Source organism: Desulfocapsa sulfexigens DSM 10523, from assembly GCF_000341395.1.
In the GTDB taxonomy this organism is placed as follows: Bacteria; Desulfobacterota; Desulfobulbia; order Desulfobulbales; family Desulfocapsaceae; genus Desulfocapsa; species Desulfocapsa sulfexigens.
Map to the genome: position 1 here is coordinate 537,519 of NC_020304.1, position 15,573 is coordinate 553,091.

Below are 15,573 nucleotides of genomic sequence, written 5' to 3' on the forward strand. Positions count from 1 at the left end.
AGCCGTTATCCCTGTTTCAAGGATAACGGCTTTTTTTGACTACTGAAACCTTACTCAGTTAGTAATTATACACAACCGGTAGGTTTAGGAAGACCAGCCATTTTACAGGCACCTTTACCAGGTCCTGATGGGAACAGCTCGTAAATTCTCTTAAGAGGAAAACCGGTAGTCTTGGAGAGAATACGTACCATTGGAGCAATACCGTTTTTCTTGTAGTACTCACGAAGAGCGTCGATTACTTTATGGTGCTCATCGGTAAGCTCTGCAATACCTTCAACACCTTTTACGTAATCAATCCAATCATCGTTCATGTCATCCATACCATTAAGCAGGAATCCATCTTCATCACAGTTGTAGCTGTTTCCGTTGTGTTCTATTGTAGGCATCTTAATCCTCCGTAAAAATATTGTTTGTGGCTTTCACCGTTTCTGTTTCTGAAGTAATGACAGCCTAATTACTATAGACAGGCTACTTTGTCAAGTGAATGAGTAATCATTTTCTAACACAGGAAACATCCTTATCCCTGCATGAAACTGTACTTATTTATCAGGCTGCTCAGGACACATAATAAAATGATGATATTTATTCAAGGAAATTACCAGATACACTCTGCCAGGCATTTTAGTAAAAATGGTATCATGTTTAATAACAATAAAAAGCAAGGCGCTCAAACAAAACACAAAACTGGCCACAAACAGCCTTAACACCGTTTTTCCTTGCACTGCACCCCCATAAAAGGTAAATTTTTGCAACTAAGACAACTGCATTCTTTAATCCGTTCAGCCTGATTATTTGGGAGTATTTTTCCTCTACGATCTTTTTACTGCTCACTAAAGAACACTCACTAACGATTCACCAAAGAGAACTTAATATGCTTCAGATTTTTCGGGATAAATCACAGTCTGTTTTTATTCAGGCCATCGTTCTGGTTATCGCTCTTGTTTTTATTTTCTGGGGAGTTGGAGCCAACATGATGGACAGCCGGGAAGCTGCCATTGTTGTTAACAATCAGGAAATCAGTTTCCAGGAGTACCAGAGCACATACGATAAACTCCTCTCCAGCTATCGCCAGCAATTTGGTGGCTCTGTTCCGGAAGAACTTCTGCAAAGCCTGGGCTTGAACGAACAGGTTAAAAGTCAGCTCATCCAGCAGGCACTCCTTCGACAGGGAGCTGAAGCGATGGGCATACTAGTTTCTGCCCCTGAAGTACAAACGCACATCCAGGAGATGGCTCAATTCCAGGTGAATGATTCTTTTAATATGGAGAAATACAAGTCCCTTTTAGCCTCTAACCGACTCACTCCTCACCAGTTTGAAACATCGCAGCGCGTTGATATGCTCTCTGCCAAAGGAGTTCAGGCGATTGGATCTTTCGCCACAACCGTCACCGATGCGGAAATCAACGATCTATTCCAGCAGGCAAAAGAAAGCGTCACTCTCAACTTTATCAAGATCAGCCCTTCTGACTTCATCGATAATGTGGTCATTGAAGACGATGCCCTCGCAGAATGGTTTGCCCAGAATAAAGAAAATTACAAAACCGACCCCTTGATAAAACTGAAGTTTCTCTCTTTTCAATACGATGCTGATTCTGAGAAAAATGAAGATGCCAGCAATACCCGAGCTGCTGTTTTTCAAAGGGCAAATGATGCCTATGAAGGAATTATTTCCGCGGGAAGCCTTCAGGAGTATGCAAATATCCACCCAGAGGTCGATATCCAGGAAACTGATTTTTTCTCACACCTGACACCTCCGGCTACCCTGGACAATTCCCCTGTGGTTCAGGAAAAGGTGTTCTCCCTGAAAACCGGAGAGCTCAGCTCACTCATCGAATCTCCCAGTGGATATTCTATTCTCTACGCAGAAGCCATCCAGGCCCCTGAAATCCCATCGCTTGAAACCGTAAAAAATCAAGTCATCAATGATTACAGGGAAGCTCAGGCAAAGATTCTCGCCCGTAACAAGAGCGAAGAGCTCCTCAAAGCCCTGCAGGAAGGTGGCCAATTACCCGAGCTTGGCAAGGCCAATAACCTCGAAAGTAAGGAAGTCAGCCTGTCCCGCAGCTCCACCGCTTCCGACACTAAAGAGTTCCCACCGAACCTTCTTATGGATGTTTTCTCATTGAACAGCAGCAAACCTCTACCAGAGAAACCTGCAACGGTTGGTGAAGATCTCTACCTCTATCAGTTTACAGGACGGACGCTGCCTGACCCCACCACACTGACAGCAGAAGAGGAGGAGCGATTCAGGGCACAGCTTCTTAATGCCAAACAGGAACGCATCCTCATCGCCTGGATTCGCAATCAGGAAGGGACCGCCGATATTTTCACCAATAGAAATATCCAATAACAGCCGACCAGGACTGCATTGCCTCATTTTCTTCCGTTTTATACCCAGGATCTCAGGTTGTCACTGAACAGACACTACCTGTTATAATGACGACAAAACGATAACAGGATATTCTTTCGTTTCTCATCCATCCATGATATGATGAGGAGTTTCTTTCGTCCTGTTGTACAGGTTCCATGGTTTATCTCTTTCGAGGGTTAGGCTTTAAAACTGCACCACCATACTAATATAAGATGCCAGACCCAAGCAACGATTTACTTCCAATTTACGACAAACTCACTCCCTTTGAGCAGACTCTTCTTCAGTTCCAATCCATTGTCTACGAGCCTGCCCACACGACTCTAATCGTCAACTGCCTGCGCAAACTTGATATTCGCAGCCCACGTGGCAATCGCCCAACTGCTGCCAACCTGAACCATTATTTCACGAAATTCCAAGAAGCTGGCCTGGTCACAAAGGAACGGCAATGTTCTCCACATATTGTAGAGAAACTCAGTCGTATTGCAGTGGCAGAAGGTACTTTTGCAACCTACGCAGAGGTCATTCGAAAAGAGGCACCGGTCTCATACTACTATGGGAAATGGACAACCCGATGCTGGCGTGCCATGCGTGAAATGCGTATTGGTATTTACACCCAGGATTTTGATGTCATCGACGATGCTCTTGAATTTCTCTCTGGCCAATGCCGGGAGATCCTTTCACCATTACCACCCACGGTTCATGTAACAACAGGACCGTTCGACCCCACATGGTTCAGAAGTCTTGCTCCTTCCTTCCAGTTTTTCCTCCTCAATGACATTCTGCGCTACGAGCAGTCAACACTGAACAGCTACCCTGAAATCCTTACTTACCTGGAAGAAGAAACAGGATTAGAAGAACTTAGCCAGGACGAGAAGCTCCCCTTTCAGCGTATTCTCTTTAATCAATATATATTCAGGGGAAGACTTGTCGAAGCAAAACAACTCGTTGAAGAAAACAGTGAAAGTTTTGTCGGCACCGGAGCAGCCGGCACCCTCGCCTTTCTCTCAGGCAACCAAAATAAAACGGCAGACTTATTTGAGCTTGACCTTGATTTTCTTCGCGACCTGACTGGCAGTGAAAAGGCTGCATTCTTCGGCCCCATTGGTCTCTTCCACGCACTTGCCGTCCTCCAGAATGATCAGACAGATAAGGAGCAGAAGGTTGCCCATCAAATCGGTATCGCCCTGTCACTCTTCAGCAAAAGTGTTGAGGAAAAAGCATATCAGGTTCTTGCCAATTTCCTCCAGATACGAAACAGTACAGCACTGCCAGGAGATGAAACAAGCTTCCATAAGGATGATGCACCTCACAGTCTCACCATCCTTGTTACGGCTCTCTCTCAATACTGGCTAAACTCGAACCTCCAGCCTGAATTGAAGCTACTGGTGAAAAGGCTTTACCATCAGGCGCTCACCAATGACTTCCATTTCTTTTCTCTAAACCTTGCAGCTCTTCTGGCAGGAATTGGTGACACTGATGGGGAATACAATGACACAATCACCCGCCTGAAAGGGGAGACGGGCCTCATTCCGCTGATTGACATCCTTGAATCTGAAGAACCGTGGAAACGAAATCTGCAGGCATTGATACAGGTAACTGCCTCTTCGCATGAGTCCAGTAATGCAATGAATGAGCGACTCATCTGGCTGGTGGAGTACAAGAATGGGAAGATGCACATCAACCCCAAAGAGCAGAAACGAAATGCAGCTGGAGTATGGAGTAAAGGCAGACCTATCTCACTTTCCCGGCTCTACTCGGGAAAACTGCCCTACCTGACCGTTCAGGACAGAAAGATTTCAGCATGTATTCAAAAGCAGGTGAACACCGAAACCCATGGCATCAGTTACCATTTCGAAATGGATAAAACATTGCTTGCCATGACCAATCATCCTCTACTCTTCTTCGCAAAATCTCCTGGAACCCCAGTAGAATTCATTAGCGGAGAACCGGAACTTCTGGTTGAAGAACGAGGTAACCAGCTCCATATCTGTTTTGCTCAGAAGGTAACAGAAGACAATATTACCATCTTCCAGGAAACCCCCACCCGTTATAAAATTATTGAAATCAACGACAATCACCGTAGAATTTCCCAGATTACTGGCAAAAATGGTCTTGTTGTTCCCATCGACGCCAGCGAACAGGTGCTCACCGCCATTGGAAATATTTCTTCTTTTATGACAGTCCATTCGGCCATAGCAGCCGAGACACAGCCGGGGATAAACACCAATATTGAGCAGGTTGAAGCAGACCCTACCATTTATATGCACTTACTTCCCTATGGCACCGGTTTCAGACTTGAAATGTTTGTAAAACCCTTTCTTGACGGTGGTCATTACCTGAAACCTGGACAGGGTGTTGAAAATATCATCGCTGAAGTGCGAGGACAGCGACTCCAGACCAAGCGCAACCTCTCCCTTGAAGAGCATATGGCACGGGAAGTGGAAGAATCATGCCCTATTCTCGATCTGGCCATCGATCTCGAACAGGAAAATGATCGTGAATGGCATCTTCAGGACCCCGATGACTGCCTTCAGGCTTTACAGGAATTACAGGCAATACAGGACAGAGTTGTTATTGAATGGCCAGAAGGTGAAAAGTTAAATATCACCCATCAGGCCTCTTTAAAAAACCTCAACCTCAAAGTCCGAACCAGTCAACAAAACTGGTTTGCCCTCTCCGGGGAAATCAGACTGGATCAGGATACGGTAATCGACCTGAGGGAACTTCTTGCCAAAGTAAAAACATCCCATAGCCATTTTATTCAAATCAGGGAAGGTCAATTTCTTGCCCTCACCCAGGAATTCAAAAAGAAGCTCGAAGAGATAAATCTCTATGCGGAAGGGATGACCGATGGTGAAGAGGGGGAACTCCTTATCCATCACCTGGCCGCAATTCCTCTTGAAAAACTGGTTGACCAGGCAGAGGCAGATGTTGACGATGGCTGGGTTGAGCAGATCAAACGTATTCACGAGAGTCAGTCTTTTAAACCGCAGCTACCATCCACTCTCCGTGCTGAACTGCGCGATTATCAACATGAAGGCTATAACTGGCTATCCCGTCTTGCTCACTGGGGTGTTGGCGGATGCCTTGCCGACGATATGGGCCTTGGGAAAACCGTCCAGGCACTTACTGCCATGCTTTCACTGGCAACAGAGGGCCCGTCACTTGTAGTCGCGCCAACTTCCGTCTCCAACAACTGGCAGTCCGAGGCAAATCGTTTCACACCGACATTGAATATCAAGACACTGACCGGAAAAAATCGGGAAGAGACCATCGCCGAACTCGGTAAGTTTGACATCCTGATAACCACTTACACTCTTCTCCAACAGGAGAATGATCTCCTCTCTGCCGTAAAATGGCAAACCGTTATTCTGGACGAGGCTCAGGCTATCAAGAATGCAGCAACCAAACGATCGAAAGCTGCCATGGCACTCCAGGCCCGCTTCAAATTAATCACCACGGGTACCCCCGTAGAAAACCACCTGGGCGAACTCTGGAACCTGTTTCACTTTATAAACCCTGGGCTCCTTGGTTCCCTGAACCGTTTCAACGAACGTTTTGCCATCCCAATTGAGCGATACCACAACCGTGATGCCAGACTCAAGCTGAAAAAACTCATTCGCCCTTTTATTCTACGCCGTATCAAGTCCCAGGTACTGGAAGAGTTACCACCGCGAACTGAGATAACGCTGGATGTGGAGATGAGTGAGGATGAACAACACTTTTACGAAGCCCTCAGACAAAATGCTCTGGAGGTTCTCGAAAATAACAGGGAGAAAAAATCTCGTCATCTTCAGATCCTGACTGAAATAATGAAGCTCCGTCAGGCCTGTTGCAACCCACGACTTATCGCAGCCGACACCAGTATTGGCAGTGCCAAGCTGGAAGTATTTGCCTCCGTCGTTGACGAGCTGCTCAGTGGCGGCCATAAGGCTCTTATATTCAGTCAGTTTATTGGACACCTGACAATCCTGCGCGAACACCTTGACGCCAAAGGAATCAACTACCGATACCTTGATGGCTCTACCAGCAGCCCAAAACGTAAACAGGAAGTTGAGAGGTTCCAGGCAGGTGAAGGTGATCTCTTCCTTATCAGCCTCAAGGCTGGAGGACTTGGTCTAAACCTGACAGCAGCTGATTACGTTATCCATATGGATCCATGGTGGAACCCTGCCGTTGAAGATCAGGCCTCGGATCGCGCCCATCGGATCGGCCAGAAAAGACCTGTAACTATCTACAGACTGGTCTGCAAAAATACCATTGAAGAAAAGATTGTAAAACTGCACCAGGAGAAACGGGATCTGGCGGGAAGTCTGCTGGAAGGATCTGATATGAGCGCCAAAATGACCAGCGAAGATCTGCTCGATCTTATTCGCGGTCAGTAGGGAAAGATACAACATCCTGCGGCCGGGGAATCTATTCGGCCGCAGGAGTAAATAGACGTGGGCGCAGAGTTTGTGGCCTGTGCCAAAAACTCATCTCACACTCCTATTCAAAAGCAATCTGCCAGAATCGTTATTTATTTGAGTAAAACGCCACAATTTCGTGAACCAACTCAGGAATCGTGTGTGATTCCGGCTGTATGTCAACATGGAGGCCATTATCTGTTACTGTCTTCGCAGTAATTGGACCAATCGCTGCAATTGTCACTTCATGCATCAAACGCCTCAATTCCGAGCTACTATCTGCATCAACCATTGAAAGAAAATTACTGACCGTTGAAGAGCTGGTGAAGGTCACCATATCAACTTTTCCAGACTCAAGCTCTTGACGCAGTTGTTCACGCTTTCCTTCCGGAGAGACATTTTTATAAACCGGAGCGACAGTGACCTGGGCGCCGGCTCCACGCAGAGTCTCAGGAAGTATCTCCCGAGCCTTCTCAGCCCGAGGAATCAGGACATTTCTCCCTTCAACTCCCTGATCAAGCAGGGCCTCAGCCAGCCCTTCGCCAGTAAAAACGGCAGGAAGTAAATCCGCCCGCACACCATAATCAAGCAGGAGGTCAGCGGTTGCCTTGCCAACAGCAGCAATCGCCGGTCCCTTCATGCTTCTTGCATCCATTCCCTTGGCGTAAAGACGTTCAAAAAAGTATTTCACCCCATTCAGAGAGGTAAAGAGAATCCAATGATACTCATCAAGACGTTCAAGCTCCTCGTCAAGCACTTCGTAAGAATCCATGGGTTCTATCTTGATTGTTGAATATTCAAGGCAGTTGGCACCATGCTCTTCAAGACCAGCCATAAGTTCCGATGCCTGCTCTCTGGTTCGTGTAACCACGATCCGCTTCCCGAACAGAGGCCGTTTCTCAAACCAGTCAATGGTCTCTCTCAGCTTAACAACCTCACCGACGATGATCAGGGCCGGCGGTTTTATGCCGGATTCCCGGACAATATCGGTAATGGTTTCAAGAGTACCGACAACGGTACGCTGTTCAGGGGTAGATGCCCATCGAACCACAGCAACCGGAGTTTTGGGATCTCGGCCGTGTTTCATGAGGTTCGTTACGATGACAGGAAGATTTTTTATCCCCATGTACACAACCAGGGTGCCGGCTCCGGTGGCAAGTTTTTCCCAGTCAACATTGGATCCGGGCTTTGTGGGATCTTCGTGACCGGTGAGAAATGCTACAGATGCGGTATACTCCCGATGGGTGATAGGGATTCCGGCATACGTTGCAGCTGCAGTAGCCGAGGTTACACCGGGAACAACCTCAAAATCAATCCCCGATTTAGCAAGAACCTCAACCTCCTCCCCTCCTCTTCCGAAGATAAAAGGATCACCACCCTTGAGGCGGACAACCATCTTTCCTGATTCGGCCCAGTCAACCAGCATCTGATTAATTTCTTCCTGGGTATGGGTATGCTTCACACCACCCTTTTTTCCGGCATAAATCAACTCTGCTTCTTTAGGGACATACTTCAAAAGTTTAGGACTCGCCAGATAGTCATAGACGACAACCTCTGCTCTCTGCAGGAGAAACTTCCCTCTCACTGTTATCAAACCGGGATCTCCGGGACCTGCACCTACCAGATACACCTTACCATTTCTTTTTTTACTCATAATATTTCCAGAAAAGACGAAAAAGGTCTTTTTATAGAGGTTTACTGCTCATTCATTCTTTTTTTTTACACAACTACAGTGGAGACAATCACCCAATTCAGGCCATTACAGCTTCACTTTCAGCCATTCACCGATGATGTGCCGTTTTAGCAGTTTTCACTCAATTCATCAAGTAATGATGCTGCTAAAAGAGGAATCATCAGCTCATGATGTCCTATAATATTATAGCCGCGCCCACCCGTTGCAGTAGGTCTGTTCACCACATTCGTCAACGTTCGGTAATGTTTCATAAAGTCAAAATTAGCGGTGGTAAAATCATCAACCCGGTGTCCAAGATTTCTCACCAGAGTCAGTGCCTTCAGAAACACCTCGGGCAGCAACACTGCAGAGCCGACATTCAAATATGCTCCCCCCTGTAACCCAGCAACCTCTGAACAGAACAGGCGAAAATCATGGTGGGAGGTTTTACCGATATCTGCACCCGAAGCCGATGGATGAATATGAATAATATCTGTCCCCATGGCAACATGCACTGTCACAGGAACCCCAAGTTTTGCAGCGGTCGCCAGCAGACTTTTATCATTGTGAGGGAAATCCCTGGTAAGAAGATACTCTCCGACGGCCTGTCCCATGCCAATGTTTTCTCTTGCTCCAAGTGATATCGCTCCGTTTAATACCTCACCGGTCTCCCTGGCAGCACCGAAAGCACCGTCACCAAGGACATCACCCACCTCCTCGGATGTTGATCCTGCCATGGCAATTTCAGCATCATGAATAATGCAGGCACCATTCATGGCAAGCCCTGTTATAATAGAGCGTTCCATAAGATCAATCAGTACCGGATTTAACCCAACTTTAATAACATGTGCTCCCATTCCCACAACAATTGGCCGGCCGGCACGATGAGCCATGGCAAGGCGATGAACGAGCTCAGGAAAATCCTGCCCGAGAAGCTGTTTCGGCAGGGAAGCAATAAATTCACGAAGAGTGGCTCCTTCTCTCAAAGGAGTTGCAAAATGTTCCACAGTCACCTTGGAATACCGATCATGCAGAGAGTAGGTCTTCAGTCCATCAAAAGTAAGAGGTTTATTCTTCACCAAAAATCTCCCTCTCTACAATCTCACAGAGGAGGTGTTCCACCCATAAATGTACTTCCTGGATATGCTGTGTTTTTGCAGTTGGAACATTGAGGAAGATATCTGAAATCCTTCCAAGCTCACCACCGTCTCCCGCTATTCCGCCGGTAAGAACCGCCGTCCTCATACCAATCTCTTTAGCCACTTCAATGCCCTTGATAACATTCATCGATGATCCTGAAGTAGAAATCCCCAGGGCAAGATCTTCAGGCTTTCCAAGCGCCTGTACCTGTTTTGAAAAAATCTCATCAAAAGAGAAATCATTGCCAATGGATGTGATAATCGAGGTATCGGTACTCAAAGCCACAGCCGCAAGAGGCCTTCTGTTAATCAGGAAACGATTCACAAATTCAGCAGCCATGTGCTGGGCATCGGCAGCACTGCCGCCATTTCCGAAAATCAAAATTTTTCCGCCCTGACGAAGCGTTACCACCATCAGACAAGCCAGATCGATCAATTTCTTGCGGCTTTCCGTTACAAAAGCCTCTTTGGCCATCACTGAGTTAATCAATCCTTCAGAAACGATTTGTTCCATAAAATAGGTCCCATAAATCAATAGAAGAGAATAAATACAATATTTTTGCCTTTCATATGTAAAGTATCCCGGACAAAAAAGCAAAAAAAATGGGCACACCGTAACCTGCCACGGAAATGCCCATAGATAAAAACCTGTCACAGAGACAGCTTACGAAACCATCAAAATCAGTCCAGTTCAGCAAGAATTGCCGCTGTTACTTCTTTAATAGGAAGAGAACCATCAACAGAAATCACTTTACTGTCGGTACCTTTAAAATAATTCACTGCTGCCATTGTACCGGTTTTGGTGTCATAGTAAATATCGTGACGCTTGTTGATTGCTTCCTCATCCTGATCATCGGCGCGGGCACTGAGTTCACCGCCACAGACACGACAAACCAGTTTTCCATCTTTCTCAACAGGCTTAATAGCCTCAAAAGCAATGTGATTTGGATGATTATTATCATTGGCACAAAGACGACGGCCCATGATACGCTCCTTGGCAATCTGACGGTCAAGAAGGATTTCAATGACATAGTCGATTTTCATTCCGGCCTCTTTCAAAGCACTGTCAAGAGCCTCAGCCTGAGCAAGAGAACGAGGAAAGCCATCAAGCAACCAGCCTTTTTCTTTGGATTTGGCAAGGGTCTCAAGAACCATGGGGATGGTGATTTCATCGGGTACCAGGTCACCTGCCTCAATGAATGCTTTTGCTTTCATTCCCAGCTCGGTTCCACCTTTAATGTGCTCACGAAAAATGGCACCGGACTCAATGTGATCCATACCATACTTATCTTTCACAATAGCACCCTGAGTTCCTTTTCCACTACCGTTTGGTCCAAATGCGAGAATGTTTACAGCCATGTTAGTCTCCTTTAGGCAAAGTATATGTGCTTTGGTACAGGGTAGAAATAATCGTTACCACCTGCACCAATCTGAACGCAGTTGTGAATGAATACTCACTCAAAAATTTTAACAGACAACCTAATCGAAAAATGAAATTGTTTCTAGTAAAATATCCACGCTTAACGTTTTGACTTTCAGTGGGAAAAAGGGTATTTTCTCCGCAGTTAATACGGTTACCAGAAAAACTCATCACACTAATCAGAGATACTACACCCCATATTATGAAAAAAATTCAAGTTGGCCTTATTGGTTTTGGTACCGTTGGCAGCGGTCTTGCACAAACTCTTTACGAACAGAAAGAACGACTGCAGCGAAAGGTCGGAACCGAGATCGTCCTGACCCAGGTCGCCGACATCATGACAGATTCTCTACCTGAACAGTTTGCAGGGGTGAAACTGACCAAAGACGCTGGAGATATCTTCAGCAATCCTGATATCGATATTGTGGTGGAACTGATAGGTGGTATGGAGCCAGCCAGAACCTTCATGCTTGAGGCAATCAAAAATGGAAAGCACGTGGTTACTGCAAACAAGGCTCTCCTATCCGTACACGGCAAAGAGATCTTTGAAGCAGCAGTTGCCAACAATGTTGAAGTTGGATTTGAGGCAAGCGTGGGGGGCGGTATACCTGTCATCAAGTCTTTAAAAGAAGGACTCGTTGCCAACCGCATCGAATCAATCATGGGTATCATGAATGGTACAGCCAACTATATACTCACCAGAATGACCGACGAAGGCGTCCCCTTTGACGAGGTACTCAAAGATGCCCAGGAACAGGGTTTTGCCGAAGCAGATCCCACCTACGATGTCGAAGGCATCGACACAGCGCACAAGCTTGCCATCCTTATGACCATCGCCTATGGCAAACATGTCCACCTCGATGACATCAATACCGAAGGAATCTCCAATATCACACCTGTGGACATAGAATTTGCCAAGGAGTTCGGTTGCCGCATCAAACTGCTGGCAATCAGCCGCAACCATGACACTCACGTGGAAGCACGTGTCCATCCGACCATGGTTCCAAACTCACATATGCTGGCTAACATCAATGGCGCCTATAACGCCATCCATTTCACAGGTGATACTGTCGGCAACGTCCTGCTCTACGGCCTTGGCGCCGGAATGATGCCGACGGGCAGTGCCGTTGCAGCAGATGTTGTCGATATTGGACGCAATATCCTCTGCAATTCGATAAACCGCGTGCCGGCCCTTTCCTACCTACCACAACATATTGGAAAACCAACGATCACTCCGATGTCAGAATTAAGTGGTCCCTATTATTTCAGGATCACAGCACTGGATAAGCCGGGAGTCCTGTCAACCATCTCCGGAATTTTCAGTAAATATAATATATCAATTAAATCTGTAATCCAGAAAAGCCGTCATGAGCTTGACCCCGTTGCCATTGTTATACACAGTCATGTTGCAAACGAAGATTCCGTACAAAAGTGTATCGCGGAGATAGATGCTCTCGATGTCTGCACCGAAAACACTGTTAAAATACGAATCCTTACGGATAACAAATAAACCTGCACCTGAAGTTATAGATGAAATACCTCATTCTTGTCGGCGATGGCATGGGAGACCTGCCTTTACCGGAACTTGACAACCGTACTCCGCTGGCTACCGCCTCGACTCCGGTACTCGATGCTCTCTGCCGGAAGGGAGAGCTCTTTCTCACCCGTACTGTGCCAGCCGGGTATCCCCCGGGATCTGATGTGGCTAACCTCTCTCTTCTTGGTTACAAACCTGAAGAATACTACACCGGACGTGCCCCCCTTGAAGCCGCGGCAATGAATATCAGCCTTGCACCCGACGAAACAGCCTTTCGCTGCAACCTCGTTACCCTGGATTGGGGGACAGCAGGCAAGGTGCGGATGATTGACTATTCTGCCGGACATATAAGCAGCGAGGAATCTCAGCAACTGCTCCAGGCACTTGAGGCTGAGTGCAGCAGTGACAGATTCCATTTTAAGGCGGGAATCAGTTATCGCCATATCCTGGTAGTGAAAGGTGATTATCCCGCCCTAAACCCAGTGCCACCTCATGATTACATTGAAAAAGATGTGACAGTTCCCTGGCACCGCTACATGGTCGATCCGAACTGGAACGGGTTACTGACAAAGGCCTGTGAAGTCCTTGCCAAACATCCGGTCAACGCAAAAAGAGTGGCAGCAGGAAAAAATCCGGCAAATGGAATATGGCTCTGGGGTGAAGGCAGGTTACCGGCAATGCCCACTATTCAGCAGCGATTTGGCATTACAGGCAGCCTTATTTCCGCCGTTGACCTCCTTAAAGGTCTGGGAGTTATGGCAGGGCTTGACATTCTGAATATCCCGGGTGCCACTGGCTACATAGATACAAATTACAAAGGGAAAGCTGACGCTGCGATACGCTGCCTGGAAACACAGGATTTTGTTTTTGTCCACGTGGAAGGTCCAGATGAAGCCGGACATCAGGGCTTACTTTCTGACAAATTACAGGCCATTGAAGACTTTGACGGTAAGATCGTAGGCCCCATTGTACAAGGGCTTCGTGAACGTGGCGAAGACTTTCGACTCATAGCAACTATGGACCACTACACTCCGCTATCACTCCGCACCCATATTGATCACCCGGTCCCAACCATTCTCTATGACTCCAGAGAACAGCAGCCGGGAAGTGGGCAAGGATTTTCCGAGGAAACAGGAAATATGGCCGGAAAGAAAGATGGCTGCACCCTTCCGGATGGCGAAACCATGATAAAAAAACTCCTCCAGCGCACGTGATAAACGAAGCTGCTCATCGTACTCCCTATCGTGTCATCTATGGTGACACAGACGCTGCGGCGGTGGTGTACAATGCAAACTACCTCCGTTTTTTCGAAATCGGACGAACCGAACTCATGAGGGAAAAAGTCTGCAGCTATCGTGACATTGAGGAACTCGGACTTCTTCTTCCGGTAACCGAATGCTTTGTTCGCTACAAAGCCTTTGCCCGCTATGATGACCTGCTGCAGATTGAAACAAAACTTGTCTGGATCAAGAAAGTCAGCTGTAAATTCTCTTACAGGCTTCTGCGTGAAGAGCCGGGAGCAGAAAAAGAAACACTGATAGCCAAAGGCCATACTATCCACGCCGCCGTAAATCGTGATGGAAAACTCACCCCCATTCCCACCGAGATAGCCCATCGCCTCCAGGCTCTCCTTCCTCCCTCGGAGTAGTAAATCACAGTCATCACCATAATGGTGTACATTTATTCTTGACACATAGCTGTTGATGGTATATATTCTCTCTCGCAACGCGGGGTGGAGCAGTCTGGTAGCTCGTCGGGCTCATAACCCGAAGGTCAGAGGTTCAAATCCTCTCCCCGCTACCAATATAGAAAAAAGGGTTAAGTCGTTTACGGCTTAACCCTTTTTTTATTGGGCTTGTGTCGGGTTTTTAAAAAGGGTACTTTAATGGGAGATATGTTTACTTCCAGAAATGGGGTTCAAAACGGGCGACGCACAGTAGATCCTAACCTGGGTGGGACATTGACAGGATATTAAATATTCGGAATGGCTGTACGCCTTGCATCACCTGCCAGCCATGGAATTACCGTGAACTTTGAGCGTGGCAAACTACTTGATTCACAACCGAAAAATCGCGCGTGTGAGCCGGACAGAGTGTATGCGTTTGTTCGGCAATTAATGCCGATATTTTTATCAAAAGCTCAAACACAAAATTTGAGGTACAATATAGAACCTCATTCTTGTATTGGTGGCATATCTTCCCCAGAACTTGGTGGACTCGGAGGTTCACTTTCAGGTGTTGGCCCCGGTTCCTGCTCTTCTTCTGACTCTGATTCAGGGGGGAATGGTGTAATTTCTGGCAAGTTAGGTGGTGGCATCGGTGGTTCTGGCATTGGAGGCATGCTTGGATTTACCGGGCTTGGTGGTACGCTTCCTGTATCTTTGTTTGTTTTTATGTCATTATTCCTTTTTTCTTTAGTCATTACTTCTCCTATTACTATGGTCTTAACTAAACAGATTTCTTTAAGTTGCAATTAAGAGACATTAATATTGCAATAATCCCGCATAAATGTATTAAGTCTAATTCCAAATTTTTGTTGAGTTTGGAATGTATTGTAAGCATAAAAAAGAAATGGGTTGGGTTTTCCCAAGGTCCATCCACCCCGATAGTCGTTGGATTAATATATCGGCATAAAGCTCTGCCCCATTCATCTACTCGAATATTACTACAATTTTCATGAGGGTGATTTTCTCTCCAATTGGGAAGTACGACTTCCTTTAAAAATCTCCGTGCACAATTCTGAACCTGAAAATCACGCCAAGGTTGTCCTGGAAAAGATGGTGTATACTTTGATGATATGGCCTTTGTGTTCTTTAATGGAATTTCTGGTATATTTTTCTCACCTATCAATTTATAAATTTCATCATCTAATAAGTCTACCGGCCCTTCTTGGCCATCAGCAATGTCCAGTGATAAAACATTTTTCAATAATTCTTTTGTCATTTTATTCCTCCTTTGAATGAAATTTAACCAAAATCACAATCTATCTGCCGAACGCCAGAGATAACCCGCCCGCCAACCAGTTGGGC

12 protein-coding genes and 1 tRNA gene are annotated in these 15,573 nt (G+C 46.4%); 7 read left to right on the plus strand and 6 right to left on the minus strand.

Annotated elements, in window-relative coordinates:
• Positions 1–65: 65 nt before the first annotated feature.
• A complete protein-coding gene (locus tag UWK_RS02280; protein ID WP_015402730.1) occupies positions 66–386 on the minus strand; it encodes a TusE/DsrC/DsvC family sulfur relay protein in 321 nt (106 codons plus the stop codon).
• 485 nt (positions 387–871) lie between these two features.
• On the opposite strand from UWK_RS02280, the gene UWK_RS02285 reads away from it, so the two are divergent.
• Entirely contained in the window at positions 872–2,350 is a 1,479-nt protein-coding gene (locus UWK_RS02285) for a peptidylprolyl isomerase (RefSeq protein WP_015402731.1), read from the plus strand.
• Between the two features lie 233 nt (positions 2,351–2,583).
• A complete protein-coding gene (locus UWK_RS02290; RefSeq protein WP_015402732.1) occupies positions 2,584–6,756 on the plus strand; it encodes a DEAD/DEAH box helicase in 4,173 nt (1,390 codons plus the stop codon).
• A gap of 130 nt (positions 6,757–6,886) precedes the next feature.
• Here UWK_RS02290 and cobA read toward each other — a convergent pair whose 3' ends face one another.
• From cobA to UWK_RS02310, 4 genes are all read right to left on the minus strand, one after another.
• On the minus strand, positions 6,887–8,431 hold the full coding sequence (gene cobA / locus UWK_RS02295; RefSeq protein WP_015402733.1) for a uroporphyrinogen-III C-methyltransferase: 1,545 nt from the start codon (positions 8,429–8,431) through the stop codon (positions 6,887–6,889).
• Positions 8,432–8,577: 146 nt separating this feature from the next.
• Positions 8,578–9,528: a hypothetical protein gene (locus UWK_RS02300; RefSeq protein ID WP_015402734.1), complete on the minus strand. Its 951-nt coding sequence runs from the start codon at positions 9,526–9,528 to the stop codon at positions 8,578–8,580.
• The gene (locus UWK_RS02305) at positions 9,518–10,102 is read right to left on the minus strand and encodes a D-sedoheptulose-7-phosphate isomerase (RefSeq protein ID WP_015402735.1); all 585 of its coding nucleotides are present in this window, start codon (positions 10,100–10,102) and stop codon (positions 9,518–9,520) included. Before UWK_RS02305 ends, UWK_RS02300 begins: the two co-directional genes overlap by 11 nt.
• A gap of 167 nt (positions 10,103–10,269) precedes the next feature.
• Complete coding sequence (locus UWK_RS02310; protein ID WP_015402736.1) at positions 10,270–10,947, minus strand: adenylate kinase; 678 nt, start codon at positions 10,945–10,947, stop codon at positions 10,270–10,272.
• A 263-nt stretch (positions 10,948–11,210) separates the two neighbouring features.
• Here UWK_RS02310 and UWK_RS02315 point away from each other — a divergent pair, with 263 nt between their 5' ends.
• The 5 genes from UWK_RS02315 (at position 11,211) to UWK_RS19220 (ending at position 15,021) form a co-directional block, all read left to right on the plus strand.
• Entirely contained in the window at positions 11,211–12,518 is a 1,308-nt protein-coding gene (locus UWK_RS02315) for a homoserine dehydrogenase (protein WP_015402737.1), read from the plus strand.
• Positions 12,519–12,538: 20 nt separating this feature from the next.
• Positions 12,539–13,759, plus strand: coding sequence for a cofactor-independent phosphoglycerate mutase (locus UWK_RS02320; protein ID WP_015402738.1), 1,221 nt, complete (start codon positions 12,539–12,541; stop codon positions 13,757–13,759).
• Positions 13,756–14,193 carry an acyl-CoA thioesterase gene (locus UWK_RS02325; protein WP_015402739.1) on the plus strand — a complete coding sequence of 146 codons (438 nt, stop codon included), beginning with the start codon at positions 13,756–13,758 and terminating at the stop codon, positions 14,191–14,193. The genes UWK_RS02320 and UWK_RS02325 overlap by 4 nt, the downstream gene beginning before the upstream one ends.
• A gap of 78 nt (positions 14,194–14,271) precedes the next feature.
• Positions 14,272–14,348, plus strand: a tRNA-Met gene (locus UWK_RS02330).
• A gap of 181 nt (positions 14,349–14,529) precedes the next feature.
• Entirely contained in the window at positions 14,530–15,021 is a 492-nt protein-coding gene (locus UWK_RS19220) for a hypothetical protein (RefSeq protein WP_015402740.1), read from the plus strand.
• Here UWK_RS19220 and UWK_RS02340 read toward each other — a convergent pair.
• A complete protein-coding gene (locus tag UWK_RS02340) occupies positions 14,993–15,487 on the minus strand; it encodes a hypothetical protein (protein ID WP_015402741.1) in 495 nt (164 codons plus the stop codon). The genes UWK_RS19220 and UWK_RS02340 overlap by 29 nt on opposite strands.
• Between the last annotated feature and the right edge of the window lie 86 nt (positions 15,488–15,573).